A 25,103-nucleotide genomic window follows, 5' to 3' on the forward strand; every position below is an offset into this window, starting at 1 on the left:
AAACTTTACGTTACGTTTCTGTCAGACACCACCGGACTTGGAAACCATAAATTTCAACGAAACAGAGGTTTTCCGATCTCTTGTAGTAAAATTGGTTTCAAAATCAATGCCTTACAGGAAATTATTCTGATAAAGTAGCTCAGCTATCCATACTTCGATAGAGATGATCCGGTGTTTTTATTCTGTAAATTTTCCTTATCCTTTCTTTGCCGGTTTACGCTAACGGTAGATGCCGGGTTTTGTGCCGGAAGACCTTTGGAGCAGGAATGAGGGTCCGGTTAGATTCTCCGAATGCCCGACCGGTGGTGTCTGACGACACAGAACCCGAAATCGGAATAAAAAGAAAAAAATTGAACCTCCTGACTTCGTCATTGCGTACCCCAAAATTCTTCGTCAAAGAGTTTAGCTATTTTCTGATGCCTTGCCATCAGCATGGTTTGCGTATAAACCTCCTTGTTCAGAGGTAGTTTGATTTGTATGGTTGTGATTGTCTTAGCCAATGCAAGCACCTTGTCTACGCTCATCTTAATCTCTGAGACTTTCAGCATACGCTCCAATTCCTTGTATACTTTCAAAGCCACAAAGCAGATGCATATATGAGCCTCGATGCGTTTGCGTGTAAAATGAAACATGGGGCGTATCTCTATCTTTGATTTGGCTATACGAAAGGCACGTTCTACGTGCCAAAGGTTGTGGTATGCAGCATAAACATCTTGTATTGGTATGTCAGTATTGGTGAGATATCCTTTTAGACCGTCCCATTTGGAGTCGTCGGCAATACGGTCATAGTTGATGGCTACTTTCACTTCACCATCCATGGATAAAAACTTATTGTAACCTCTTTTGTTGATGTTACCTTTCGTGAGCGCACCATGCTTGTAAGCCTTTTCCAACCTGCGTATTCCCTTCTCCCGGTTATAGGCATCTTTCTTTGCACGGTCATCTGTATAGCCGATCAAGAGACGACGTCCGCCTTCTTTGTCATATTCAACCATCTGGCAGTCGCGCTTGGGCTGTTCCAGTATCCAGTTCTTGACTTCCTGACTTTCATTCTTTATCTTCGCACCTATTATATACTTGTAACCGTGCGTCTCAAGTTCCGATATACTGGCATTGTTCATCAGACCGGAATCAGCCACCACAACGAAGTTTTCCAAACCGTATTTACTAACAAACTCATTTATCGTCGGCAGCATCGTGTGGCCTTCATATTTGTTGCCCTCATGGATGCAATATGCAAGCGGATAACCGCCCAAACTTACAAGCAGGCCGAGTATGATCTGAGGATTACTGTGACGTCCCTCTTTCGAGAAGCCTGCCTTACGTAATTCGTCCTCATAATCCGCTTCAAAGTAAAGTGTGGTGACATCATAGAACAGCACACCGATATTTCCACCGAACAGTTTCGCCGTATGGCGCACGCTTATATCCTGTACTATTTCGTGCTGATGGTCGCTAAGCTTGTCAAGATAGCGATAGATTTCTGAGAGATCCACATCTTCGTCAAAGTGGTTTTTCAGATATTCCACCGTAGCAGCCTTACTTGTTGGATATGCCAAACGAGCCTTTACAAGCTTGCGGAATACATCATCGTCAATACGATTGAAACCAATCCTGTCAAACGTGCGGTCTAATATCAAGTCGCATCCGTTGAGAAGGATGTTGCTGACATTGGACAGAACACGGCGGACTTCTTCTCGCTCACGGTCACACGCTTCACGATCCTCACCATACAAATCGAGTTGTGGATGGCGCCGGGATTCTTCTTTTGAAATCCATTCATGACCTGCATTTACGAGACTATCTATTTCGTTTGAATCTTTGGCCACACCAATAGTAATTAACTCTTTGTAAATGCCCTTTGTTTTCTCTGCAACAACAATACTTGTTGTTCCAGACCGATTCTTCTTTCTTTTGACAAACATAGTTAAAAAAACTTTTGCGTACCCCAAAATAAGGGCATGAAAAGATACAAAATATTGTTTATCAATCAATTATAAAATGAACATTTTTTGAGTGACGAAGTCAGGAAAAAGTTGAAAATTTTAACACAATATAAGGAGTAATTTAAATTAATTTTATAATATTGTGCTTGCTGAATTTACGTTTATATATAAGTGAAGCGATTATTAATATGTCTAACTTATGAAAATGCAATGAAGATGAAAAATTTAAGTTATTTATTGGTGGTTTTAAGTTTGTTGTTTGTTGGTTGTAATGATGATGATAATGACGATGATGCCAATCTCCCTGAAGTTGGTAAAGCATTTGCTGCAACTACTGAACATTGGTATATGGATTTGGATGGCTTTGAGGGGGCTTTCAAAACAGCTTATGATGAGATGAAAGCTGTTTTGAAGACTAAGGATGCGATTCCTGGTCAAATAGGTTATGTTATGCAAAATATGTACCTTACGAAAGATACAATATCCTATTGCTATTGGAATGAAGGTTATAAAGAAATGGGGGCTCCGGAAGAATTCTATGTAGCAAATGGTTATCTATTGGTTACGATTGAAGCTGTTGCCGGAATGAGAAATCAGGTTATTTTTAAAGGAATAAAAATGGACCCAGCTGTAGAATTGACTGAACATCCTGCTATAGGATGGTATGGAAGAGAGGGGTTTGCCATCCCTCAATTCAAGGCTTTTATCGATATGCTGGCAGCACAGGCATACATGATTGAAGCTGACAATGCTGCTGCACCCAAGATGTTGACATTTAAGGGAGTGGAAGATTCCGGCAGTGTGTTTAAATTGCGACTAATGGAGAAATAATGAAGCATTTCATTTTATTACGGGGATCGATTGTAAGGGTCGGTCCCTAATTTGGTTTTATTTATGTATAATATTATGAGGAATCGCTCTTTTTATTGCTTTTTGATAGTATGTTTGTGCTGGTCCGTGTGGGGTGTGAAGCCTGCTATAGCACATACGACAGAAAACGATATGTTGACAATTGTGTTGAAAAAGACTCCTTTATCAGGTGATAGCGTTGTCAAACAGGTGGAGAAAGTTGTTGTCCAGGGGGTGGTAAAGGATAGTCACGGGGGGGTATTACCAGGAGTGACAGTGGTGGTAAAGGGTACGCATTATGGATTTTCAACGGATAATAATGGACAATTTCATTTTGAATTCCCTAAGAGGGAAGATATTACTTTGGTCTTTTCTTTTGTCGGAATGAAGCCTCTGGAATTGGTGTATACTAATCAGGAATTTCTGAGCGTTGTTTTGAAAGAAGAGGTTACGCAAATGGATGAGGTGGTGGTGACCGGTATGTTTGAGCGACAAAAAGAGGGTTATACCGGGTCTGCGACGGTGGTGAAAGGTGATGACTTGAAGAAGTTCAGTAAAACCAACATTGCGAAAGCTTTGTCGGCAATTGACCCGGGCTTTCGCATTGCAGAAAATATTGCAGCAGGTTCTGACCCTAATCGTTTGCCGGATTTGCGAATGAGAGGGCAGGCAACATTGCCCACCGGAGCAACGGTTTCTACAGACGCAGTGATGTTGAAGGGGGATTATGCCACTTACCCTAACCAGCCTTTGCTGATTCTGGATGGATTTGAGATTTCATTGCAGACCATGAATGATTTGGATCCGGATAGAGTTTCTTCAATTACGATATTGAAGGATGCGGCCGCTACTGCAATTTATGGCTCCAAGGCAGCGAATGGTGTGATTGTTATTGAAACGAAGGCTCCGGAAGCAGGAGTTTTGCGAGTGGCGTATGGAGGAGAAATCCGAATAGAGGTGCCTGATTTGTCTGATTATAATCTGCTGAATGCAAGGGAAAAATTGGAAGTAGAAAAACTGGCGGGATATTATGATGAAGAGAAGGATTTAGCCCCATTGGAAATTTATCAGTATTATATGCGGGAGGTGAAACGAGGAGTTGATACTTATTGGTTGTCAAAACCACTACATACCGGCGTCTCGCAACGTCATACCGTCACATTGGAAGGGGGAGATCAGGCATTGAGGTATAAGCTCTATGTCGGCATGAATAACACAATTGGCGTTATGAAGGGGTCCAACCGCAATACCCAGACGGCAACGTTGGATTTGATTTATCGGGTAAAGAATTTCCGTTTAAAAAATAGTGTGACTGTTGATAATGCAACAGGTAATAATTCTCCTTACGGGTCATTCCGTGAATATACAGAGTTGAATCCGTATTGGAGAGAGGTCGATGAAAATGGAGTGGTGCTGAAGAAAATAACGCCTCCTGTAACTTCTTACTCCGGAGTTTTTAAAAGTGTGTACAATCCTATGTATAATGCAACATTGCATTCATTGGATAAAAAAACAGAGTTCCGTGTGCGCAATTTGTTTCAGTTGGAATACCGTCCGATAGATGAACTCCGATTGGTAGGAGACGTTGCAATTCAAAAAAGTACAGGAGAGACCCAGGTGTTCCGTCCTGCGCAGCATACGGCTTTTGACGGAATTACAGACCCGGAATTAAGAGGAGATTTCAATCAGACAGAATCGAAGGGATTCAGTTATGAAGTGGCTTTGACCGCTTCATATAATAAGATATTTTCAAGTGTCCATTTTTTGAGCCTGAATGCGCGAATGACATTGAGCGATGCGCAAAACAGTTATTATGGAGCTTTGGTGACCGGCTTTCCTAATGATAAGATGGATAATATCCTTTTTGGAAAAAAATATAGCGAAAAGATGACCGGTAGCGAAAATACCAGTCGTGCAATCGGTTGGGTGGGTAGTTTTAATTATTCTTACGATAATCGTTATAGTATAGATTTTAATATCCGTGCTGACGGTTCCTCCCAATTTGGTAGCGATAATCGTTTTGCTCCGTTTTGGTCTGTAGGAGCGAAGTGGAACGTTGTGAATGAAGATTTTATGAAAAATACAGACTGGTTGTCAGAGTTAACATTGAGAGTTTCCCATGGAACAACCGGAACACAGGGCTTTGCACCTTATCAGGCTCAGCAATTGTATACATATAGCACATTGTTGAAACCTTATCTGGCATCAGATGCAACAGGCGCAACATTGGTGGGATTGGGAAATCCTGATTTGAAATGGCAACAGACAGCTCAGTCCAACTTTGCATTGGAGGCCGGTTTTTTGAAAGGTAGGATTACTGCGCGTCTAGAATATTTTTTCAAGACGACCAAGAATGCTTTGACAGATATTTCGCTGGCGCCTTCCGTAGGCTTTGGTACAATATCTGAAAATTTGGGAACAATTGAAAATCGAGGCTTGGAATGGATGGTTTCATTTATTCCCTACCGGGATAATGAGCGGGCTGCATATTGGGTTGTAAATGTGAACGGCTCGCACAATACTGATAAATTAGTGAAAATATCGCAAGCTTTGCGACATGTAAACGAGTTGAATGATAGTAATTTAAAAGATGTTCCTTTGCCCCGCTATGAAGAGGGCGAGTCTATGAATAGAATTTGGGCTGTGCGTTCGTTGGGTATTGATCCGGCGAATGGACAAGAGGTGTTTGTGAAGCGAACGACAGGTCAGGTGACAGGTGTGTGGAGCGCATCAGACCAGATTCCATGCGGGAATACCGAGCCTTTTATGGAGGGGAATATAAATAGCAGTTTTTCATATAAGGGTTGGGGATTAAATTTGAGCTTTAATTATAAATTTGGAGGACAGACATATAATTCAACATTGATTCAAAAAGTTGAAAATGCGGATTTATTGAATAATGCGGATCGAAGGGTGATGGAATCCAGATGGAAGAAGCCGGGAGATAAAGCTTCTTTTAAAGCGTTGACTAATGCCATTAATGGAACGGAAACAAAGGCATCCTCGCGTTTTGTTATGGATGAAAACGTTTTGAGATTTAGTTCTTTGACTTTGACATACCGTATGGACGAAACCAATGCGGCATTTATCAAAAAGTCTATATTCAGTTCGATAACGATGAATTTGGGAATGGAGGATTTGTTTTACTGGTCAACGGTAAAACAGGAACGAGGACTTGATTATCCTTTTGCCCGTCAGTTTTCATTTTCTTTGAAAGTTGCATTTTAAATAAGAACAGTTATGAGAACAGAAATATACATAGGATTATTGGTGCTGAGTTTCTTTACAGCGGGATGTCAGGATTGGTTGAATGTTCAGCCTAAAACATCGGTGCAAGAGGAGGATATTTTCAGTACGGAGTACGGATTTAAGGATGTCCTGACAGGTTTTTATATTGATATGGGCAGTCAGGATTTATATGGGAAGAATTTGACTTACGGATTTGTCGATTTTTTAGCAAAGCGTTATGACAATACCGTTGTTGCAAGCGAATTGTATAATTATCAGGGTGAATATAAGAACACCAAGGATGCTATCTGGAAGAAAGGGTACAATATTATCGCCAATATTAATAATCTGTTGCATTTTGCAGAGGTGAACCGTGGAGTCCTTAAACATGAGCATTATTATGAAATTATAAAGGGAGAGGCTTTAGGATTGAGGGCATTCCTGCATTTTGATCTGTTGCGTCTATTCGGTCCGGTGTATAAAGAAAATCCTGATGCGAAATCCATCTGTTATCGGACGCAGATGAACAAATATGCGACACCGCGTTTACCGGCATCGGCAGTGGTGGATTCTGTGCTTCACGATTTGTTGCAGGCAAAATCATTATTGGAAAAACATGATAACGAATTGTTCGGTGCGGATGAGTATAATGAAAAACGTGATGCGTTTCTTGTGCTACGACAATTGCGTATGAATATTTGGGCTGTAAGAGCGATGTTGGCGCGAGTGTATCTGTATAAAGGAGATGATGCCAGCAAGGAATTGGCTTATAATTATGCCAAGGCTGTGATAGAGTGCGGGCATTTTAGATTGATGGAGTCTAATACGAGCAACAGGATATTATTCCCGGAACATATCTTTGCATTGCATGTATATGAATTGGGAAAATTCGTGGAATTGGATTTGGGGATGCAAGCATCCGATCGCTTATATGCATTACAGTCCACGATAGACGAATTATACGAAAAGGGCAGCGGTTATGCTACCGATTTCCGGCAGAACAATTATTATTTTCAAACATCAGAAGGTAAGTTGTCGTTGAGAAAATTCGATCAGAGCGGTTATGTCGGGAAGTATGACGGAGCAGAGATTATGCCGTTGATTCGTTTGCCGGAGATGTATTATATTGTGGCAGAATGTACGAAAGATGCGGAGGAAAGTGCGAAAATGTTGAATGAAGTAAGACATTTCCGGGCTATCCCTGAGAATTTGGATATTCAAGGAGGACAAGCGTATGACCGTTTGGATAGCCGTCCGGGGTATGATATGACCAAGACAATGCGAGTGAATGAATTGATGAAGGAATATCAAAAGGAATTTTATGGGGAAGGTCAGCTGTTTTGGTTCTATAAAAGGCATTTTTACAGGCAATTTTACCACTGTCCTTTGGCAGCAGGTATGCAGAAAGAGAATTATGTACCACAGGTACCGGATGATGAGTTAGTCTTTGGTAATAGCAATTAATGAATTATGAAAATGAAAAGAAATATCTTCATACTTGGGGCACTCTGTTTACTGTATGCATGTAGCACGAGTGAAATAATAAAATATGGTGAACGCCCGCGCATTAATTTTGAGAATACCTCTAAGTTAAATATTACCGTTCAACATTATGTCTATTTCACTGATGAAGATTATTTGAATGGAGTTACTCAAAAAAGCGATTCACTGAAACTAGAATTGATGGGCGAAGCTTCTGCCGAGGCACTGAAATGTTGTTTTAAATTGATAAATGAACAGAATGCTCCGGATATAACATTCCCGGAATATGTGGAGTTGCCTGCCGGTGCTTACGAAACCTATGTTGTTGTTAAAGTGAAACGTCCGGAACGAACGGATAGTCGTTTCGTTGTGACTTTAGGTATCGATACGGAGAATCCCTTACATGATTTTGATGCGGGGAAATGTGAAGGTCAGCAATTGGAAATTGTGGGGGAATTCCGTTTGAAGCCGGTAGGATGGAATAATTATTTTGGAACTTACAGTGATGGTAAGTATTGTTTCATGCTTGATTTCTTTAAAGGGACTTATGGCTCTATTGGGAATACATCAAATAATAGGGCATTAGTCAGAGAAGCGTATAAAGAATACCGACTAACAAATCCTGCCATTTTGGATGAAGAGGGTAATGAAATAATATTCCCTTGATTATTAATATAATATAGAAAATTGGTTATGGCGAAAAATTGCAATGTTTTTAAATATATACCAATAATAATGGGATTGTTGTTGGGTGCTTGCTACGATGACTTGGGTAATTATGATTATAAGGAGATTAATGAACTGACTGTCGTTTTGCCGGAAGTTGTAGAAGTCGTGGTGGCAAACAAGGATTCAGTCAAGGTGGTTTTACAACCGGAAGTGAAGCAGAGTGCCCGTGAGGATAATAGTAATCTGGCTTATTTGTGGAGGAAAAAAGAGGTGAGCGGGTCTTCAGTGTGGAAGGAGTGTGGAAGAGAAAAGGATTATACAGTCAGGATAAATAGTCGTACTACAGAGAATATGAGTTTCCGTTTTGCCGTAACAGATACGGTTTTAGGGATAACGACCTACAAAGAAGTGACTCTGAAAATAGAAAATCCTCTTGAAAATGCCTGGTTTGTCTTGCAGAATCAAGTAGGGAAGTCTGTTTTGGGTGCGGTTGATGGCTCAGGAATAGGCGCGATTGTCTATAAGGATATTTATCAGCATCTGTTGGGGGTAGGAAAAGAGATTCCCGGGGAACCGAGAGCCTTGGAGGTAAATCCGGCTTTGAGTCCCGGGAAATTAGAGACAAAGACCGTGATTTATGTGCTGACGAATGAAGGAGGACGTATGATGGATTCACGGACACTTGAAACAATTTACGACTATAAAGAGATGCTGTTGGGATTGGAAGGAAGTGCAAAACCGGAATTTGTGAAGGCCGATCAAGGCGAGTTGATTATAGATAACGGAAAAATGTGGTATGCCACCTGGTCAGAATATTCAATATTTTATCCGATAAAGTTGGCAACAGATTTAGGAACAGATTATTATTTGACAAATGCTTTGTTAACGGTAGACCATCAAGTGATTGCCTATGACCGTATGCAAAATCGTTTCTTGTGGTATGACCGTTGGGAGAATCCTCCTACACTATATGGTGAAACAGTGAGGAACGGTGAGTTGCAGTATTATAATGTGAACGGTTCTTCCAACAGAGCTCGCTTGAAACGGATTGCTGAGGTGCCCGAATATCCCAATGTGTTTAATCCAGATGAGACCGGTCTGCAAGATGTTTTGTTTATGGGTGTTCACTCTTTTGGTGGATTGGGAGCATCCATGAAGGGCATGGCTGTGGGACGTAAACAGGGTTCGGCTCAATGGCATATATATGAATTCAGTAATGATGGACTATCTATTGGCGATAGAGCCCGTTGTTCCGGTTATTATACTTTTATGCCATCGGCTGGAGATGAGGATTCCTGGCAATTTGCATCTTCTTGTTATTTTAACAATATCTTTTTTTATGCTTCCGGCAATAAAGTTTATAGAGTGGATTTGAATAGTTTTGTACCTTTGGAAACAAAGATTTATGAATATCCTAATCCGTCCAGTAGAATTACAAAGATGAAGTTCCGGCATGAACGTATTGCAGAAATGAGTTTGGATTGGGGGTCAATGGCTTTGACTATAGAAGATCAGCCATATTGGCTGGGTTTGGCAGTAGAACATGCAGACAAGACGGCTTCTCTTGTTGAAATGAGATTGAAACCAAGTGGTGAAGTGTTAAAAGAGGACGGTAATCAAAAAGTTTATGAGTATAAGGGTTTTGAAGGAATTGTTGATATAGGGTATTCTTTCCATCCGACAAATTGATTTTGATATGAGTGTTAAGATTTTTTTGGGGATAGTTTTGTTCCTGTGTGGGTGTGGAAAATTGAATTGCTTTGGGGAGGTGCTTCCTAGAATATCAGATTTTTTGAGTCAAAGTCAAGATTCTAGATATTACGGAGGGCTGTTGCCTATTTATGAAATAGGAGACAGGTATTATTGGCAAATAGCCGACACTCTGTGTGGACGAGATTTTTTAGTAACGACAACTCTGTTGAAAGGTTCTGCTTGTCGAAAAAGATATTCGGAACAACGATATGGATATGGTGGGGATAGATTGGATGTATGTATTTTTCGTCTGAAAAAACGAGGCGATGATATTTTAATGCTACAACCATTTATGCAAGATGTTGTTCATGGCAATAGTAGGGGCTTGAGCGATATTGTGAAGCAAAAAGGGGAAGGGGCTGTGGTGGAATGCCTGAAGGTGGTGGCAAGGGATGAATATGAAGTATTGGTAGATATCACGGATTTATTAGAAAAAAATGAATCCTATTTTGGCTTAGGACGTTTTGAAATGGATTTGGGTATAGGAACTTATGTCCCAGAGAGTTCTTTCTTGAAAGAGGTGTGTTCGTCAGCAAAGAGTCTGACGATTCGTTTTGTAAGAACATGTATGTCTGTTTCTCCTTTTCCAGATCCTTCTGTGAAATCAGAGCCTACACGGTGGGAATATGGTGTTTCATTGTGTCTGTTAGATAAAATACCGATGGAGGGGCGAATTATTGACGATAGAGTAGGTTATTTTACCAATAAAGTAAGGAATTACGATAATGCTGTGTATGACAAAGGAGAGTGTGAGTTCATATCGCGCTGGAAGTTGGTGCCGCATAGTGAACAGTTGGAAGCGTATCTTGGCGGTGATTTGGTGGAACCTATTAAGCCGATAGTATTTTATATTGATAAGCAAATACCTACCTGGCTTTATCCTTATGTGAAGAGGGCTGTAGAAGCATGGCAACCGGCATTTGAACGTGCCGGTTTTAAGAATGCCATATTAGCACGACCAGAACCGATGCGTGAGGAGGACTCTGTTTTTTCTGTAGACAATGCTCGCTATGCTTATATTTCTTATAAGACATCTCCGCTAAAAAATGCTTATGGACCGTCTTCAGTAGACCCCCGTTCCGGAGAAATTTTATGTAGTCATATCGGGATTTTTAATAGTATTTCTGATTTAGTACAGGAACTGTATTTTTGTCAAGCCGGTGCATTAGACTCTTTAGCCAGAAGAATCGTATTACCCGATACTCTTTTGGGGAAATTAATACAGTATGTTGTATGTCATGAGGTAGGACATGCATTAGGTTTGAAGCATAATTTTAGAGGAAGTAGCGTTTTTTCTACAGCATCTTTGCGTGATAAAGAATTTTTGAGAAATAATGGTCACGGGGCATCCATAATGGACTATATGCGTTTTAATTATGCCGTCCAGCCAGAAGATGATGTATCGTTGGATGATTTGATACCTCGAGTGGGAGAGTATGATTGTTTTGCTATAGAATGGGGATATCGTTATTTCCCGAGTGAAGAGGTTGCCCGTAAGAGGTTGTGGGAATGGGTAGATTCAATGGCGCAAAATCCTTTGTATCAGTATGGAGGTGTTGATAAAACAGACGTGTTTTGCCAAAGTGAAGATTTGGGATTCAATCAGATGGAGGTTAATGAATTGGGAATAAAGAATATGCAGCGGTTGCTGCAGATGCCCATTTGGATGAAAGAGCAGGATGAGGTGGCAAAGAAGGTGATGAGTTCAAGGTATAGGGGGATGTTGATTCGCTATCAGGGGTATATTAATCAAGTACTGAGGAATTTATGGGGCGTCACAGAAAGGCGGGATTCGTTGGGGCAGAAATGGGAATTTGTGGGGATGGAACGTCAGCAAGTAGCTTATGATTTTTTAGAGCAGTATGCTTTTACTCCTCAGCATTGGTTGTTTCGACAGGATATGTTTTCTTATTACGGTATTGACGAACGAATGAACTGGGAAAGCATTTGTTGGTCGGTTGTGTCCGGATTATTGGATAAACTGGATTCTCCTTTGTTTGAAAAGTATTCTTTGGGAGATTATTTAAAACAAGTAAGAAGTTCGTTGTTTAGAGAATGGGAACTTAATGAACCGGTGTCAGAGGAACGCAAAACATTGCAACGGCGATATATCTGGAGATTAAAGCAATTAGCGCAGAATGGGAAAAAGTCTGATTGTCGAATTGCAATATGGGCAGAAATGGAATTGCAGGAAATTTTGGCATTGGCTGTCAAATATAGGAATACGGTAACTGATAAATTTTATCCGGAAAGCGTTATTGTAGGGATTAGAAATTGTATTAAGTAAAAGAGATGTGTAGAATAGTTATAAATATTTGTTTGGTATTACTCTTCTCTGTTAGTAATGTAGCGGGGCAATTACAAAATTACGATAGTTTCAGGCAACAGAAAGGGCTTGTAAGCAAGCTGGGGATATTGACGGTGCATCAGCATAAGAATCGTGTTTATTTGGAACTTACAGAATCATTGTTTGGACGTGATTTTGTATATGTTGCACAAGTTAATAAAGGTGCAGAAATGGTGGCGCGTCCTTTGCCTTCTGTGGGTGTATTCCAGTTCCGTTTGGGAGAAAATGATAAAATATATTTTTGTCAAGATAAATATCAAGAACGAATTGTATCCCCCAAGCATCCCTTGGCAAAAGTCTTTGAGGATTCAAATATGCAGCCGGTATCGGACGTTTTTGATATTGTTGCCGTAGATTCTATTTGTGGAAGGTATGTTATTGATTTGACAGATGTGTTGACTAAAGGTAGAAAGTGGGCGCAGGTTAAGTTCCCGCAATTGAGGGAGACCCGGAGGGATATGGAGTTGACTGAAATTGTGGCTAATGACGAAGGAGTCGTTTTTACGTTTAATAAAGAGTTTTCGTATGTTTATCCGATGAACGCAGCGGGAGTGAAAGGGATTGAGGGTACGATAACAGTGGAACTGGGAGGAATGTTAAGGTTGTTGCCTCAGGATAATATGTCTACTAAAACTGTAGGAAATGCACAAGGTTTTCGTTCTGTAAAGTATTCGGTTTATGGGAAATATCCATATGGAGTTGAGCAGGACTCGTTACTTGTTCGTTGGCGTTTACAGATTCCCAAGGACAAGAAAAAGAATTATAATAGGGGTCAAAAGGTTTTGCCAGAGAATCCGTTGGTATTTTATGTTGAGCAATCTTTCCCCGACAGATGGTTTCCATATATTGTAAAAGCCGTGAGGTATTGGAATAAAGTTTTTGAAGGAATCGGATACAAAGATGCCTTGCTGGTACGAAAGTTGGAGAATGATGTCTCGAGTGTGACACCTAAGGCTTTGATTGCATATGATTTGAGCGATCCTGTTGTAGCAAATAATTTGATTTTCCATCCAGCAACCGGGGAGATTTTGCATTGTCGTATAAATATTGGTCATGGATTATGGAAAGAGGAAAGAGAACGCTATTATTTATTAAATGGTTTGGATGATAATGGTTCTTTTATTGATTTTGATAGTCAGAAAATGGCAGGTGAATTGTTGTGTAGGGTATTGTCTGAAGAGATTGGACAGGTATTAGGATTACAGACGATAGAATCAAAATCGGCAAAAGAGGATTTGGTCCGATATGCTTATGGAAATACATTGTTGGAGGGTGGGATAGAGAAAAAGAATGTCATAGCGGATTCTCTAAGGAGAGTGGAAAAACAAATTCAGACAATACAGACGGTTTATCGTGGGATTGTAGATGGCAAAGTAAAGAATTGCATATTACAGGAAACAGATGAAGGCAAAAAGTATATTTGTGACGTGCGGAACAGATTGTATAAAGAGAATTTACTGCGTAGTGTTGCATTATTGCAGACAGTGACGAACAGTGAAGATCTAAAGGCGATTATGCATTTTTTTAATGTTTATGCTGCAGAAGTGAATATTGGGAGCGATTATATGCAGGACGTGTTGAAATGTATGATGGATGAGCAGGTTTTGAGGCATTTAGAGAAAGTGGAGTTGTTTGAAGATTGGTTTTCGGTCATACAATCCGTATTCGAGGGAAAAAGTATCGATATTCAACATTTGCGAGAAGAAGAGGTTAATCTGTATTGGAATATTGTAGATGTGTTGGTAGAGCAGGCAACACGAATGAAAATTTCTGCGTGTGATGATGATTTTCAGGCTGTGTTTTATTTTAAACTTCAAGAATTATATTCACAGTTTGCTAATTTAGAGAAAACATGTAGTGATAAGTTTGCCATTATTTTTTATAAAAGACTTTTGAAAAAGATAGAAGCAGTTGTAATTCCTTAATTTGGTCATTATGAAGTTTTATGTATTGTTATTGTTAGCTATTTATGTTGTTGGTTGTGTAGGAAAACCCGAGAAAGCATATTTGTTAGATTCAACAAATATAGAAGATATGACTAATCGTAAATTTGATTTGTCTGCGCAAGTGAGAGATTGGGATTATGTTGTCTTGGAGCAAAATGATTCTTGTTGTTTGACGAATATCAGTAGATTAAAGATTGTCGGTGATGATGTTTTTGTCGTGAATGTAGAGGCGATGCAATCTGATATATATCGTTTTTCTATAGATGGAAAATTTTTGAATAAAATAGGACAACAAGGACGTGATTTTGGTCTCGTAACAAATGTTGTTGTTGATACATTCAATAATAGAGTGTGTTTATTGGATATCATTGATAGGTGTGTTTACCTTTACGATTACGATGGGAAGCGTGTAAACGGTAAAATTGCTTGCCCTTGGGTCGGTTGGGTAATGGATGCGGTTGCTTGTTCTAAAGATGAATTTATCGGTTATTATGGTTTTAATAAAAACAATCACGTCGGTTATTTTCGTATGGATTCTTTATTTACGATGCGGGATACTTTGTCATATTATCCTGTCTCTAGTGAATTTGCTGGTGTGTTGAATTTTTCGATGCATGCAATGGATGCTTATGATGGTAACATGCTGTTGATACAGCCTTTTTCCGATACTATATTTCATTATCAGAATTCGTCTTTGATGCCGGCTTATGTGACGAAATCCGCTCCTTCTACTTCTACAAATATAAAGATGGAACGCTATATGGATTGCACTTGGCTGAAGGAGAAGTTAGAGGCTGCCGGTTATTATTCTAAAACGAGTATATTTGAAACAAAAAATCATTTATGGGTAGGTTATGGACCTAATCGTCTGATGTTTGATAAACGCATTGAAAAGGGGGTTTATTTTAAAGATGAAATTTTTTACAATTCATGTGTATTTCCTCCTTTGAATTTTATGGAACGTAGAGGAGAACAATTGATGTGTCATGTCAAGTCTAAAGATATTCAAGCTTTGAAAGAAGGAATGGAGCGTAGTGGCATGGAAGCAAAAGGAAAACTTAAAAAATTATTCGAATTGGAGGGAGATGATTTGCAGATATTGATTTTTTATGAGTTCAAGTAGGAGCATTGCATTTTTGCGAATAGCATAGAACCGAGGAGGCAATATAAAAAGAAGGTGTGTCAAAATGCATGCCTTCTTTCGCATTGAAATACAATATTTTAGATGTCGCAATAGATTAAAAAGAAAGATTCGGCGGAAAAAAACGCACAATTATTTGGGAATATTCAGTAAATGTCCCTATAAAATACAATGGCATATGAAGATGCCCCAGTATAATCACTTCATATGTCATTTTTATTGTCATTTTTCTGTATTTTCCCATATACTCTTATAGGCAGGACATGACGTTCCGGAAGAAGTCTGACGACCTCTTCTGATTTTTTCGTTAAAATCATATCATGCTGCTTTCAGCGCTCTGTTCCTGACCTTATCTATCATCAGTATGGCATTTGCCGTATGTATTCCAAAGAAAATCCAAAGGATTTCCGTCTTCCTGTTCCGTGCCTTTATCCTTGAGAGTGAGTAATGTTGCTTTTGAGTGCCGAAGCTGCCTTCAAGCCTGGTGGCCCTTTCTTTGGAGAGTTCACTTCTGAGAACCTTTCTCAAGGATTCATCCCTGGCCGCCCTTCCCTTGCGTACAAAGGATGTGGATATTCCATATTTTGTACAGAACTTTCTGTTGGCATTATTGGCATATATGGAATCGGCAGCCACGCATCTTACCCTCACATTCATGAGCTTCTGCTGCATGCGGATACAGTCCTTCAGGCGTATACCTTCGTTGAAAGCCTTGAACGAGAGGTGTTCGATGAACGATATGCCGTCTATCTGTATGTTGTTGACCTTCGCACCGAACTCGACGGACTTTGTTTCCTTGCCTCTTACAATGCAATGATAGTAGCCGCACTGCTTTTTGTCGGCAGAAGAGGGGAAACAACTTCTTCGGGGTGCTGTTCTACACAATCACAAACGGAAATAACTCCTTCAGGCTGCTGCGGAAACATCGAAAACAGTGATAACGCAGAAGAACCGTCTTCTTGTTGCGGCTCGCCCCAGCCGGCGACGTGCTGTCCATCGGAAACAGAGCGTAATCCATCTAATAGTTGTTGCGGAAATTAACTTTTGAAAATGACAAATAATTCAATAATCTGATTTAGTTTTTAATTCATAAAATCATTCATACATGAACTCTTTAATTGTAACATTGGAATACTTTGTATTCATCACGTTTGAGCTGATTGCGCTGTTCATGCTGATCAGTGCGGCAGTGGAAATCATCCTGATGTACATCCTGCAGGAAAAAATCAAGAAATGGCTTTCGGGACGCGGCATTTTTGGTAATGTGATGGCAGCCTGATTCGGTGCGCTGACACCGTTCTGCGCCTGTTCCACCATCCCGATGACCGTCGGGTTCCTCAATGCCGGTGTACCTTTCGGCAGTACGATGTCGTTCCTGATTGCCTCACCGTTGCTTAATCCTATCATCATCGGTATGCTCGGAGCGATGGTCGGTGTAAAGGCAATGATAACCTATTTTATCCTTGCGTTTATAGCCTCGGTATTGTTCGGTTTTGTGCTTGAAAAAGCAGGGATGCAGAAATATGTCAAGAATGTCCGGTTGAAAGGCGGGAACGATGAACCGGGAGAAAATAAACGGGCATGGCCGCTAAAACGAAAGCTGAAGGAAGCGTTCTCCAGTGCTTGGGGAAGCCTGCGTCCTATCATGGGATACTTGTTGATTGGTGTCGCCCTCGGTGCAGGCATTTATGGATACATGCCACAGGATTTCGTACTGAAAATCGCTGGACCGGACAATGTCTTTGCCATCCCTGTTGCAGCTGTACTGGGTATTCCGCTTTACATACGTGCAGAAACGGCTGATCGGGATCGGAGGTTCCGTTAAGAAGGTACCGCAGGGGCTACAGAATTTATAAACTTTAAAATACCGGGCTGCGTTACTTCCTTCCTGCTTCGTGTCACTTCGCAAGCTCCTGATGGGGGAAGCCGGACTTTTTCTGGCCTTGCCCCAAAAAACTACTTCATCATCACAAGTAAAAAAGATAAAGGCCCGAGGATCTTTTTCAATTTTTGAATACCGTGTGATTTCAGCAATTTTACGGTAGCAACTGTAATTCCCATCTTACGGGCGATTTCTTCTTGCGACAAGCCGTCGCAGGAATAGCCGATTACGGTGGCTGTACGTGGAGGAAGTTGTTTGATCGCCTCAGAAAGCAGCCGGTATCTTTCTTCTTCTATCACCCAAAGCCCTGCCTTTTGTTCAAACAGATAAGCATTGGTTTGGGCAAGATGGTTTTTCTGCATCCGAAGGTGGTTCAGGGATAGATTACGAACGGCGAGATACAGAAAATTACGTAGGGATGGGCCGGGGGATAGTTTCCGTCTTTTTTCCCAAAGGTTGATAAATACTTCCTGTACAATATCTTCGGCAGCCAACGTATCTCCCACGATCCTGAATGCAAAAGCATAGAGTGCACCTGCATAACGCCGCATAACGATTCCGAAAGCCTCGGCATCATGCCGGGTAATACGTTCGAAAAGAGTACTGTCGTCTATCGAAGCATGTTGGATCATGAAGTAAAATTAGCTAAAACCTGTCTCTGATATCTCTGAAATTTCACATTTTTAGGAATATCCTCGAAAACAAAGATAATTTTTAAAACTGATACTTCCAACGATAATCGGTCTCATCCTCTTTGTTCCGGAGAATTTATTTCGGTTTATGTAGCTTTCGGGGAAATCAAAGCCAAACCCATCGGATCAGAAACCTTCAAAGTAATGAGGGAGCTAAAAGCTCCGAGCTTTGTGATATAAAAAAAGTGGAAACAGAATTTAAACAGGATAGAAAAAAAATGAAAACGACAAATATGAAAATAAAAGCAAAGACTATTTATGAGTTGAAAAAAGAGGCTGAACTTCAGAATGAGACAGCCTCCACAACTTTAGTATCTTCTTTCTTTGCGTTCACCGTTGAAGTTGTTGTTACGGTGGAAACCGCCACGATTTCCTGCAGGACGTTCTGTTCTAGGACGAGCTACAGTTACGTTGATTACTTTTCCATCATATTCAGCCTGATTCAGTTCGTCGATAGCTTTTTGTCCTTGTGCATCGTCAGCCATTTCTACGAAACCAAAGCCACGTGATCTACCGGTTTCACGATCAGTAATTACCTTTGCAGAGGAAATTTCTCCATATTCCCCAAATAAATCTTTTAAGTCGCCATCATTTACGGCATAACTTAAATTTGAAATGTAAATGTTCATTAAGTATAAAACTTTATTGTCTAAAAATAAATTCGAAATGAGGTTGATAGCTGAAGGAAAGTCTACTTAACGATACATTATACATGAAGGCAAGTCGCTTTAAATACAAACTGATTCAATTCTCAAATACCTCGCAAAGATAAGCTATTATTTTAAATACAACGAATTATTATCCGTGAAAAATCCATAACTTTACCCAATATGAATTTATTGGAAATTTTTTGTTAGTTAAAATCGAAATTTATGCTCATTATCCTTTCGCCGGCCAAAACTATGGATATGAAAACTTTGGGAGATACTTATCCGTTTACTTGGCCTTTATTTCAGCAAGATGCCGATCTGTTGGTTGGAAAAATGCAACAATATGGTGTTGAAGAATTGCAGAAATTACTGAAAGTCAGCAAATCTCTGGCAGAGGAAAATTACAACCGTTATCAAAAATTCGATCAGGCGGACACGCCAATGAAACAAGCCCTTTTTGCCTATAACGGGAGTGTGTTCAAAACCATGCAAACCGACACGATTCCAGTGGCCGATCTCGGCTACATTCAGGACCACCTGCGGATTGTTTCTGTGCTGTATGGTTTACTCCGCCCGTTGGATCTGATAAAAGCTTACCGGCTTGCATATACGTTAAAATTGAAAGGGCTGAACCTGAAAAATTTGTATGAATATTGGCTTCCCAAACTAACAGCTCCCCTGATCGGCGATGTGAAGCGTTCGGGTGGAATATTGATCAATCTGGCCAGTTTGGATGTATGGGGAGCTTTCGATGAGAAAGAACTCCGGGCACAAGTGAGAGTGATAACTCCGGAATTTCAGGAATGGCGGAATGGAAAATATGAAACGATTCGTACTTATGCCAAACAAGCCAGGGGAGCGATGACCCGTTATATTTTGCTTCATCGTCTCGAAACTCCGGAAGAAATAATCCGGTTCGAGTGGGAGGGATTTCAGTTTAATAAAGAGATCTCGGATACAGAAAGATATATTTTTACCCGAGCCAGATAAGAAAAAGCCGATTTTAGATTTTAAACAAACGGCTATCGAAGCTTAGCAGTTATTTAAAACCTAAAATCGGAACTAAAATCAGGCATAAGTTTTTGCCTGCATTTCTCCACGTAACACCATCAGGCCATTCATAGCCAAAGCCCGCATTTCATCCTCTCCCGGATAAACCTTCACGGGGGCGATAAAGCCGACCATACGGGTAATATAATCGGTGATGGGTTTGCCATAAGCAATACCTCCGGTCAGTAAAATAGCATCAACTTTCCCTTTCAACACAGCTGCCATAGCTCCGATTTCTTTCCCGATCTGGTAACACATGGCATCCTGAATCATACCATATTCTGCATCTACCGGTGCTTTCTCTTCCACCAGCCGCATATCGTTCGTTCCCAAATAAGCAACGACTCCGCCGTTCCCTTTCAGCATTTTCTTGACTTCGGCCTTTGATTTTCCACTAAAACACAATTCGACCAAAGCACCTGTCGGAAGACCTCCCGAGCGTTCAGGGGAGAAGGGACCGTCTCCGTCCAGGGCATTATTGACATCGACGACACGTCCGCAACAATGTGCACCGACCGAGACTCCACCTCCCATATGGGCGACGATCAGGTTCATTTCTTCGTATTTTTTCCCGACTTCCCGTGCATAGGTTCGTGCAATGACTTTCTGATTCAAAGCATGGAAAATAGATACCCTGGAAAGGGCAGGGTGACCGGAAAGCCGGGCGATCGGATCCAGTTCATCCACAACAACCGGGTCTGCGATATAGGCTTTAGTTCCGTTATGCATTTCACGTACGATATCCCGGGCGATCAATCCTCCCAAATTCGAAGCATGCTCTCCCATTACCGGATACTCCAGATCATGAGCCAAGGCATCATTTACCTCATAGATTCCCGATTCGATCGGTTTAACTAAACCGCCTCTGCCAACGATTGCATGAAAGCCGTGAATGTCCCAACCTGCTTGCTGCAATTCGGATAAAATGATATTCTTCCGGAATTGGAATTGTGAAGCGACGGTTGCATAAGGACTCAGTTCCTCGGCTGTATGACGGAGTGTTTTGGAAAAGATCTCTTTTTCATCTTCAAAAATCGCAATTTTTGTAGAGGTCGATCCCGGATTGATGGTTAAAATTTGAAATGACATACTTTCACTGTTGAGTTTAGATTATTAATTATTTTACTACAAAAGTTGTAAAATGAAATCAAAACTCAAAGAAAAGCAGCAATTTTATATTAATTTTAGGATATTAGCGAATAACCAGAAGTTTTTCATGATCGAATCGTTGCATTTCAAACAAATCGCGTTCGGGCCATGAATGGACAGAAGCCATAGCTTGTCTTACCGCATTGTCGATGTAATGAGGGAAACGCGAGCCCTTCCAGCTGCTGGTGTTGGTCAGGAATACCCACGAATAACCGTCTTTTTGCTTTTTCATCAATGCACTGGTACCTGCTAATGTACCGCTACGAAACCATTCTCCCCGGCTAGTCGTCTCTATCCAACCGATGGGGTAGGCACTGGGAACTTCCTGGGTCATGTAGTCGATCGACGCATCACTCAGCAGATCGGGGATACCCGGATCTTTATCGATGACTGCCAGGAAACGTAAAAGTTCGGCTGGAGAAGCGACCCAACCACCTGCACCGTAGAGTTCTTCAATATTATTGCCACCATTACTACGTGCAACCAATTTTCCGCTTCCATCACAAGCCTGAATCTGTTCTGCATTGGAAACTTCATAATATTTTACCTCATTAGGCAATTTATCATCATACAGATTTTTACCTAAATGCATGTCGAAACAACCGGCAGGACGCAAGATATGTCTTTTTACATAAAGTTCGTAATCTTCACCCGAGACCTTTTCTATCACTTTAGATAAGATGCCGTAACCGATATTGGAATAGCGGGCTCCGGAACCGGGAGTAAATCCCAATCTTCGGGAAAGCACGAATCGTATCATCGTATTCAGATCGGCAGGAGGAGGTACCTGCATTTTCCTGGCAATCTCAACCGGACAAAACATGGGGTCACCGTAGGCAATAGAAAATCCTCCCTGATGACGTAATAAATTTTCGACGGTGATTTTAGTCGTACGGGGGTCTTTTATATCTGAAAAAATGGTATCGTTTAAAATTCCCTCGGGACCGAAAACCCGATCCTGTAAAGTCAGTTTACCTTCTTCCTGCAACTTCATGATAGCCACGGCAGTAATTAACTTGGAGATAGAAGCTATCCGGAAAACATGCATGACATCCATGGGGACGTTTTCTTCTTCATCGGCAAAGCCATATCCTTTACTATAAATCAAACGATCGTCCTTCATCAAAGCAAAAGAAGCTCCCTTAATTTCCCATTTTTGCATAAATTTTCGGATTATCCGATCGAATTTCAAGGTGATGTCCAATTCAGAGTCATTGTTATTAATAACTTGATTTGCAGGGAAAAGCATAAGCGAATCGGAGGAAAAGGTTGAAGATAACAAGGTCGTATCTTCAGCCGGGGAAAATATACTCTCTTCCAGACTCATTCTCCAGGGCTTTACAAAAATAATCAGTCCGGCGACCAGTATCAATATAATATATTTCATTACTTATTTTAATGTTGTAATGAGCGGATCTCATACACAAGATGCTCATCGAACGAGTTTTAATACCATTATTTTGCAATATTATAAAAAAGATGACTTTTATAAAACTTTTGGGGAATAAAAACTTCTTAATATTACCTAAAAGTGGCTTTAACACTCTTCAAGCAATCTGAAATAATATTTCATCAGTTCTTGTAATAATGGTAATCCGGGATCGAAACGAAGTTCATCGATTCGGTTGATTGGCAAAATTAGAGGAGAAGTCCCGGACAGAAAAGCAGCATCATACCGGGCTAATTCAGAGACAGGAATACGCTTTTCAATGATCGGAAACCGATGTTTATGGCAAATATCGAATACTCTTTTCCGGCTTGTGCCGGGAAGAACATACTCTAAAGGGGCAGTAAAGATGACATTGTCCCCGATAAAGAACACATTGGAACGGGAACCTTCTGTGATATATCCTTCTTTATCGACCAATAAGACCTCGTACACCTGTTTTTGTTTTATCAGTCGGTTCGTACGTGTCCGTAAATCCGTATTGATGTATTTTACACCGGGATTTTCACGCATGGCGGAATAAGTCAGGGTCGGAACTCCTTGTTTATAATCTTCGGAAGTGGGATAAGCATGCGGAATTTGGAAAATATATTCATCCGGTTTGCCCGATGTAAAATGCAGTACGTATTTCAGATTACCTTCGGTCATGTTTTCCAGCCGGATAAAATGCTGCAATTTATCCGGTAGGTTTAAATCTTCCACATGAATATCGATGTTTGATTTTTTTAGTGAATTATCCAATCTTAAGAGATTATCTTTTAAGAAGATGGGATTCCCTTTAAAAATCCGGATCACTTCGTATATGCTCAGGCCCTTTTCAAATATTTTTTCTGAAAATCCGGCCTCTGATGTAACAAGGTTATTCTGTAAAATCATGGCTTTACAATATTCAAATCGTTTATTCTTATAAGTTTTTACAAAGATACAAAATACCTATTTCCGTTTCTCAATAATTTGGCGTAATTTTGGGCACATTTATGGAGAATAGCTTACAAATACAACAGATCGAGCTGTTCCTGGAAGAGGTGATTATCCGGGAGCTGGGTAAAATGCAGGAAATAGAAATTTCTTATATGCCATTTGTATTGATGGGACAGGCGATCGAGGTATTGGGCGGCTTTCTGGACAATAAACCGATGAAAGCGAAAGGACAGTCTTCCCGTCGGTTTTCAAATAGTGTAAACCGGTTGTTCGGAGGAAGATATCGTTTGTTGAACGATAAGCTTTATTTATATGATAAATTGCGCAACCAAATGACACATACATTTATTCCAGGAGGGGATTTGTTGCTTTTAAACCATGCAGATCCTGCCGGTCGTTATCAGCATTTACAGTATTCCGGAGGAAAATTAGTTTTAATAGCCGACGTGTTTTATCAGGATATTTGTCAGGCTTGCCGGCGTTTGGTGAATCATTTGAAGGAAGGCCGGATAAAACCGAAAAATATAGCATTTGAGAATGAAGGATAAACGGATCATATTGATCGGAGCAGGGAATGTCGCTCATCATTTAGCTCCTGCCTTATTGAAAGCAGGGTTGAATTTGTGTCAGATTTATAGCCGGAGTATCGAATCGGCCCGGGAATTAGGCAGGAAAACCGGTATTACTTATACTGCTGATCTTTTCGGTATCTATCCGGATGGGGATATTTATATTTTTTGTGTAAGTGACGATGCATTACTCTCACTGTTCAAGAGTATCCGGATCAATAAAGAGGCTATAATCCTGCATACGTCCGGCAGTTTGCCCATGGATATTTTTAAGCCCTATGTCACTTATTACGGAGTTTTGTATCCTTTACAGACTTTTACCAAAAAGAGGGATCTGGATTTTAAAGAGATCCCCTTGTGTATCGAGGCTTCGAATCCGGAGGTTCTGGAAGTGCTCCGGGGATTGACAAGACTCTTGTCGGTGAGAGTAGAGGAAATTTCTTCAGAGAAAAGGAAAACTTTGCACTTGGCTGCAGTCTTTGCCAATAATTTCGTCAATCATTTATACGGTATTGCCGGGCAGATTTTGGAACAGGAAGGATTGGATTTCAGTTTATTACGCCCTTTGATTTTTGAAACGGCTCACAAAGTCATGCTGATGACTCCCGAAAATGCCCAGACAGGTCCTGCCCGCCGGGGAGATGAGTCGATCCTGGGTATGCATAAGGCGATGCTGAAAGATAACCGGAAATTATTAAATTTGTATACCCAACTTTCTGATTCTATCCGTGCTTCCGTATTGAAGTCTGCCGAACAGAAAGCGGAGAGCGATAATAAACCTTTAATGTTAACTTTGTGGTAATCAAAATAGAAAATGAAATTTTTTAAAGACGAACTTAAAAAAATACGGGCTTTTGTATTCGATGTCGACGGAGTATTGTCACATCAATCCCAAAATCTCACACCGGACGGAGAATTGATAAGAACTTCCTGTACGAAAGACGGATATGCCATTATGTACGCTATCCGGAAAGGGTATATCATTGCCGTTATTTCGGGAGGTGGGGCACCGGGCGTACGCGAACGTTTGGAGAAATTAGGAGTCAGACCGGAGGATATTTATCTCAAAGTCGCTAATAAAACAGAGGCTTTAGCAGAAATCGAACAACGTTATTCACTGGACAAAGAAGCCATTATGTATATGGGCGACGACATTCCGGATTATAAAGTGATGACCCAAGTCGGATTACCGGTTTGCCCGCTGGATGCTTGCGAGGAAATCAAATCGGTTGCCAGGTATATTTCTGATATCACTGGAGGAGACGGATGTGTAAGAGATGTTATTTCCCAGGTGCTGAAAGCGAAGGGAGATTGGATGGATACCAACTGTTATGTAAAAAGCATGTAAATTGAAGAAAAAGTTTATTTATATAATAATAAGTA

The 25,103-nt window shown here is 40.6% G+C and carries 20 protein-coding genes and 1 pseudogene; 14 read left to right on the top strand and 7 right to left on the bottom strand.

Annotation, left to right across the window (positions count from 1 at the left end; genetic code table 11):
- Nucleotides 1–368 precede the first annotated feature (368 nt).
- Entirely contained in the window at nt 369–1,925 is a 1,557-nt protein-coding gene (locus tag ODOSP_RS03340; RefSeq protein WP_013610998.1) for an IS1634 family transposase, read from the bottom strand.
- Nucleotides 1,926–2,162: 237 nt separating this feature from the next.
- Here ODOSP_RS03340 and ODOSP_RS03345 point away from each other — a divergent pair, with 237 nt between their 5' ends.
- From ODOSP_RS03345 to ODOSP_RS03380, 8 genes are all read left to right on the top strand, one after another.
- Nucleotides 2,163–2,777, top strand: a complete 615-nt coding sequence (locus tag ODOSP_RS03345; protein ID WP_148233351.1) for a hypothetical protein — start codon at nt 2,163–2,165, stop codon at nt 2,775–2,777.
- A 171-nt stretch (nt 2,778–2,948) separates the two neighbouring features.
- The gene (locus ODOSP_RS03350) at nt 2,949–6,023 is read left to right on the top strand and encodes a SusC/RagA family TonB-linked outer membrane protein (RefSeq protein WP_228026188.1); all 3,075 of its coding nucleotides are present in this window, start codon (nt 2,949–2,951) and stop codon (nt 6,021–6,023) included.
- Nucleotides 6,024–6,035: 12 nt separating this feature from the next.
- On the top strand, nt 6,036–7,487 hold the full coding sequence (locus ODOSP_RS03355) for a RagB/SusD family nutrient uptake outer membrane protein (protein ID WP_013611001.1): 1,452 nt from the start codon (nt 6,036–6,038) through the stop codon (nt 7,485–7,487).
- 12 nt (nt 7,488–7,499) lie between these two features.
- Complete coding sequence (locus ODOSP_RS03360; protein ID WP_013611002.1) at nt 7,500–8,171, top strand: DUF4843 domain-containing protein; 672 nt, start codon at nt 7,500–7,502, stop codon at nt 8,169–8,171.
- A 69-nt stretch (nt 8,172–8,240) separates the two neighbouring features.
- Nucleotides 8,241–9,863 carry a PKD-like family lipoprotein gene (locus ODOSP_RS03365; RefSeq protein WP_041556341.1) on the top strand — a complete coding sequence of 541 codons (1,623 nt, stop codon included), beginning with the start codon at nt 8,241–8,243 and terminating at the stop codon, nt 9,861–9,863.
- Between the two features lie 7 nt (nt 9,864–9,870).
- Entirely contained in the window at nt 9,871–12,213 is a 2,343-nt protein-coding gene (locus ODOSP_RS03370; RefSeq protein ID WP_013611004.1) for a zinc-dependent metalloprotease, read from the top strand.
- A gap of 5 nt (nt 12,214–12,218) precedes the next feature.
- Nucleotides 12,219–14,198, top strand: coding sequence for a DUF5117 and DUF5118 domain-containing protein (locus ODOSP_RS03375; protein WP_041556345.1), 1,980 nt, complete (start codon nt 12,219–12,221; stop codon nt 14,196–14,198).
- A 10-nt stretch (nt 14,199–14,208) separates the two neighbouring features.
- Nucleotides 14,209–15,342, top strand: coding sequence for a 6-bladed beta-propeller (locus ODOSP_RS03380; protein WP_013611006.1), 1,134 nt, complete (start codon nt 14,209–14,211; stop codon nt 15,340–15,342).
- A 336-nt stretch (nt 15,343–15,678) separates the two neighbouring features.
- On the opposite strand, the pseudogene ODOSP_RS03385 reads toward ODOSP_RS03380, so the two are convergent.
- A pseudogene (locus tag ODOSP_RS03385) lies at nt 15,679–16,182 on the bottom strand (transposase); the annotation flags it as partial.
- Nucleotides 16,183–16,465: 283 nt separating this feature from the next.
- Here ODOSP_RS03385 and ODOSP_RS20135 point away from each other — a divergent pair.
- Together ODOSP_RS20135 and ODOSP_RS03390 are read left to right on the top strand one after the other, a co-directional pair.
- Nucleotides 16,466–16,639 carry a hypothetical protein gene (locus ODOSP_RS20135; RefSeq protein ID WP_228026187.1) on the top strand — a complete coding sequence of 58 codons (174 nt, stop codon included), beginning with the start codon at nt 16,466–16,468 and terminating at the stop codon, nt 16,637–16,639.
- A gap of 9 nt (nt 16,640–16,648) precedes the next feature.
- Nucleotides 16,649–17,185, top strand: a complete 537-nt coding sequence (locus ODOSP_RS03390) for a permease (protein WP_228026250.1) — start codon at nt 16,649–16,651, stop codon at nt 17,183–17,185.
- 131 nt (nt 17,186–17,316) lie between these two features.
- Here the strand turns inward: ODOSP_RS03390 and ODOSP_RS03395 are convergent, their stop codons facing one another.
- Both ODOSP_RS03395 and ODOSP_RS03400 read right to left on the bottom strand, forming a co-directional pair.
- Complete coding sequence (locus ODOSP_RS03395) at nt 17,317–17,874, bottom strand: RNA polymerase sigma factor (RefSeq protein WP_013611008.1); 558 nt, start codon at nt 17,872–17,874, stop codon at nt 17,317–17,319.
- 368 nt (nt 17,875–18,242) lie between these two features.
- Complete coding sequence (locus ODOSP_RS03400; RefSeq protein ID WP_013611009.1) at nt 18,243–18,563, bottom strand: RNA recognition motif domain-containing protein; 321 nt, start codon at nt 18,561–18,563, stop codon at nt 18,243–18,245.
- 243 nt (nt 18,564–18,806) lie between these two features.
- Here ODOSP_RS03400 and ODOSP_RS03405 point away from each other — a divergent pair, with 243 nt between their 5' ends.
- Nucleotides 18,807–19,574, top strand: a complete 768-nt coding sequence (locus ODOSP_RS03405) for a YaaA family protein (protein ID WP_013611010.1) — start codon at nt 18,807–18,809, stop codon at nt 19,572–19,574.
- Between the two features lie 78 nt (nt 19,575–19,652).
- On the opposite strand, the gene buk is transcribed toward ODOSP_RS03405, so the two are convergent.
- The 3 genes from buk to ODOSP_RS03420 all read right to left on the bottom strand — a co-directional run bounded on the left by buk (nt 19,653) and on the right by ODOSP_RS03420 (nt 23,106).
- On the bottom strand, nt 19,653–20,723 hold the full coding sequence (gene buk, locus ODOSP_RS03410; RefSeq protein ID WP_013611011.1) for a butyrate kinase: 1,071 nt from the start codon (nt 20,721–20,723) through the stop codon (nt 19,653–19,655).
- Nucleotides 20,724–20,826: 103 nt separating this feature from the next.
- Complete coding sequence (locus ODOSP_RS03415) at nt 20,827–22,170, bottom strand: serine hydrolase domain-containing protein (RefSeq protein WP_013611012.1); 1,344 nt, start codon at nt 22,168–22,170, stop codon at nt 20,827–20,829.
- A 150-nt stretch (nt 22,171–22,320) separates the two neighbouring features.
- On the bottom strand, nt 22,321–23,106 hold the full coding sequence (locus ODOSP_RS03420; protein ID WP_013611013.1) for an aminotransferase class IV: 786 nt from the start codon (nt 23,104–23,106) through the stop codon (nt 22,321–22,323).
- A gap of 101 nt (nt 23,107–23,207) precedes the next feature.
- Between ODOSP_RS03420 and ODOSP_RS03425 the strand changes: the two genes are divergently transcribed.
- The 3 genes from ODOSP_RS03425 to ODOSP_RS03435 are packed head-to-tail and all read left to right on the top strand — an operon-like array spanning nt 23,208 to nt 25,068.
- A complete protein-coding gene (locus ODOSP_RS03425; RefSeq protein WP_013611014.1) occupies nt 23,208–23,699 on the top strand; it encodes a hypothetical protein in 492 nt (163 codons plus the stop codon).
- Nucleotides 23,689–24,522, top strand: a complete 834-nt coding sequence (locus ODOSP_RS03430; RefSeq protein WP_013611015.1) for a Rossmann-like and DUF2520 domain-containing protein — start codon at nt 23,689–23,691, stop codon at nt 24,520–24,522. The genes ODOSP_RS03425 and ODOSP_RS03430 overlap by 11 nt, the downstream gene beginning before the upstream one ends.
- A 12-nt stretch (nt 24,523–24,534) precedes the next feature.
- Nucleotides 24,535–25,068, top strand: a complete 534-nt coding sequence (locus ODOSP_RS03435; protein WP_013611016.1) for a KdsC family phosphatase — start codon at nt 24,535–24,537, stop codon at nt 25,066–25,068.
- Nucleotides 25,069–25,103: the final 35 nt, after the last annotated feature.

Source organism: Odoribacter splanchnicus DSM 20712 (assembly GCF_000190535.1).
Taxonomy (GTDB): domain Bacteria; phylum Bacteroidota; class Bacteroidia; order Bacteroidales; family Marinifilaceae; genus Odoribacter; species Odoribacter splanchnicus.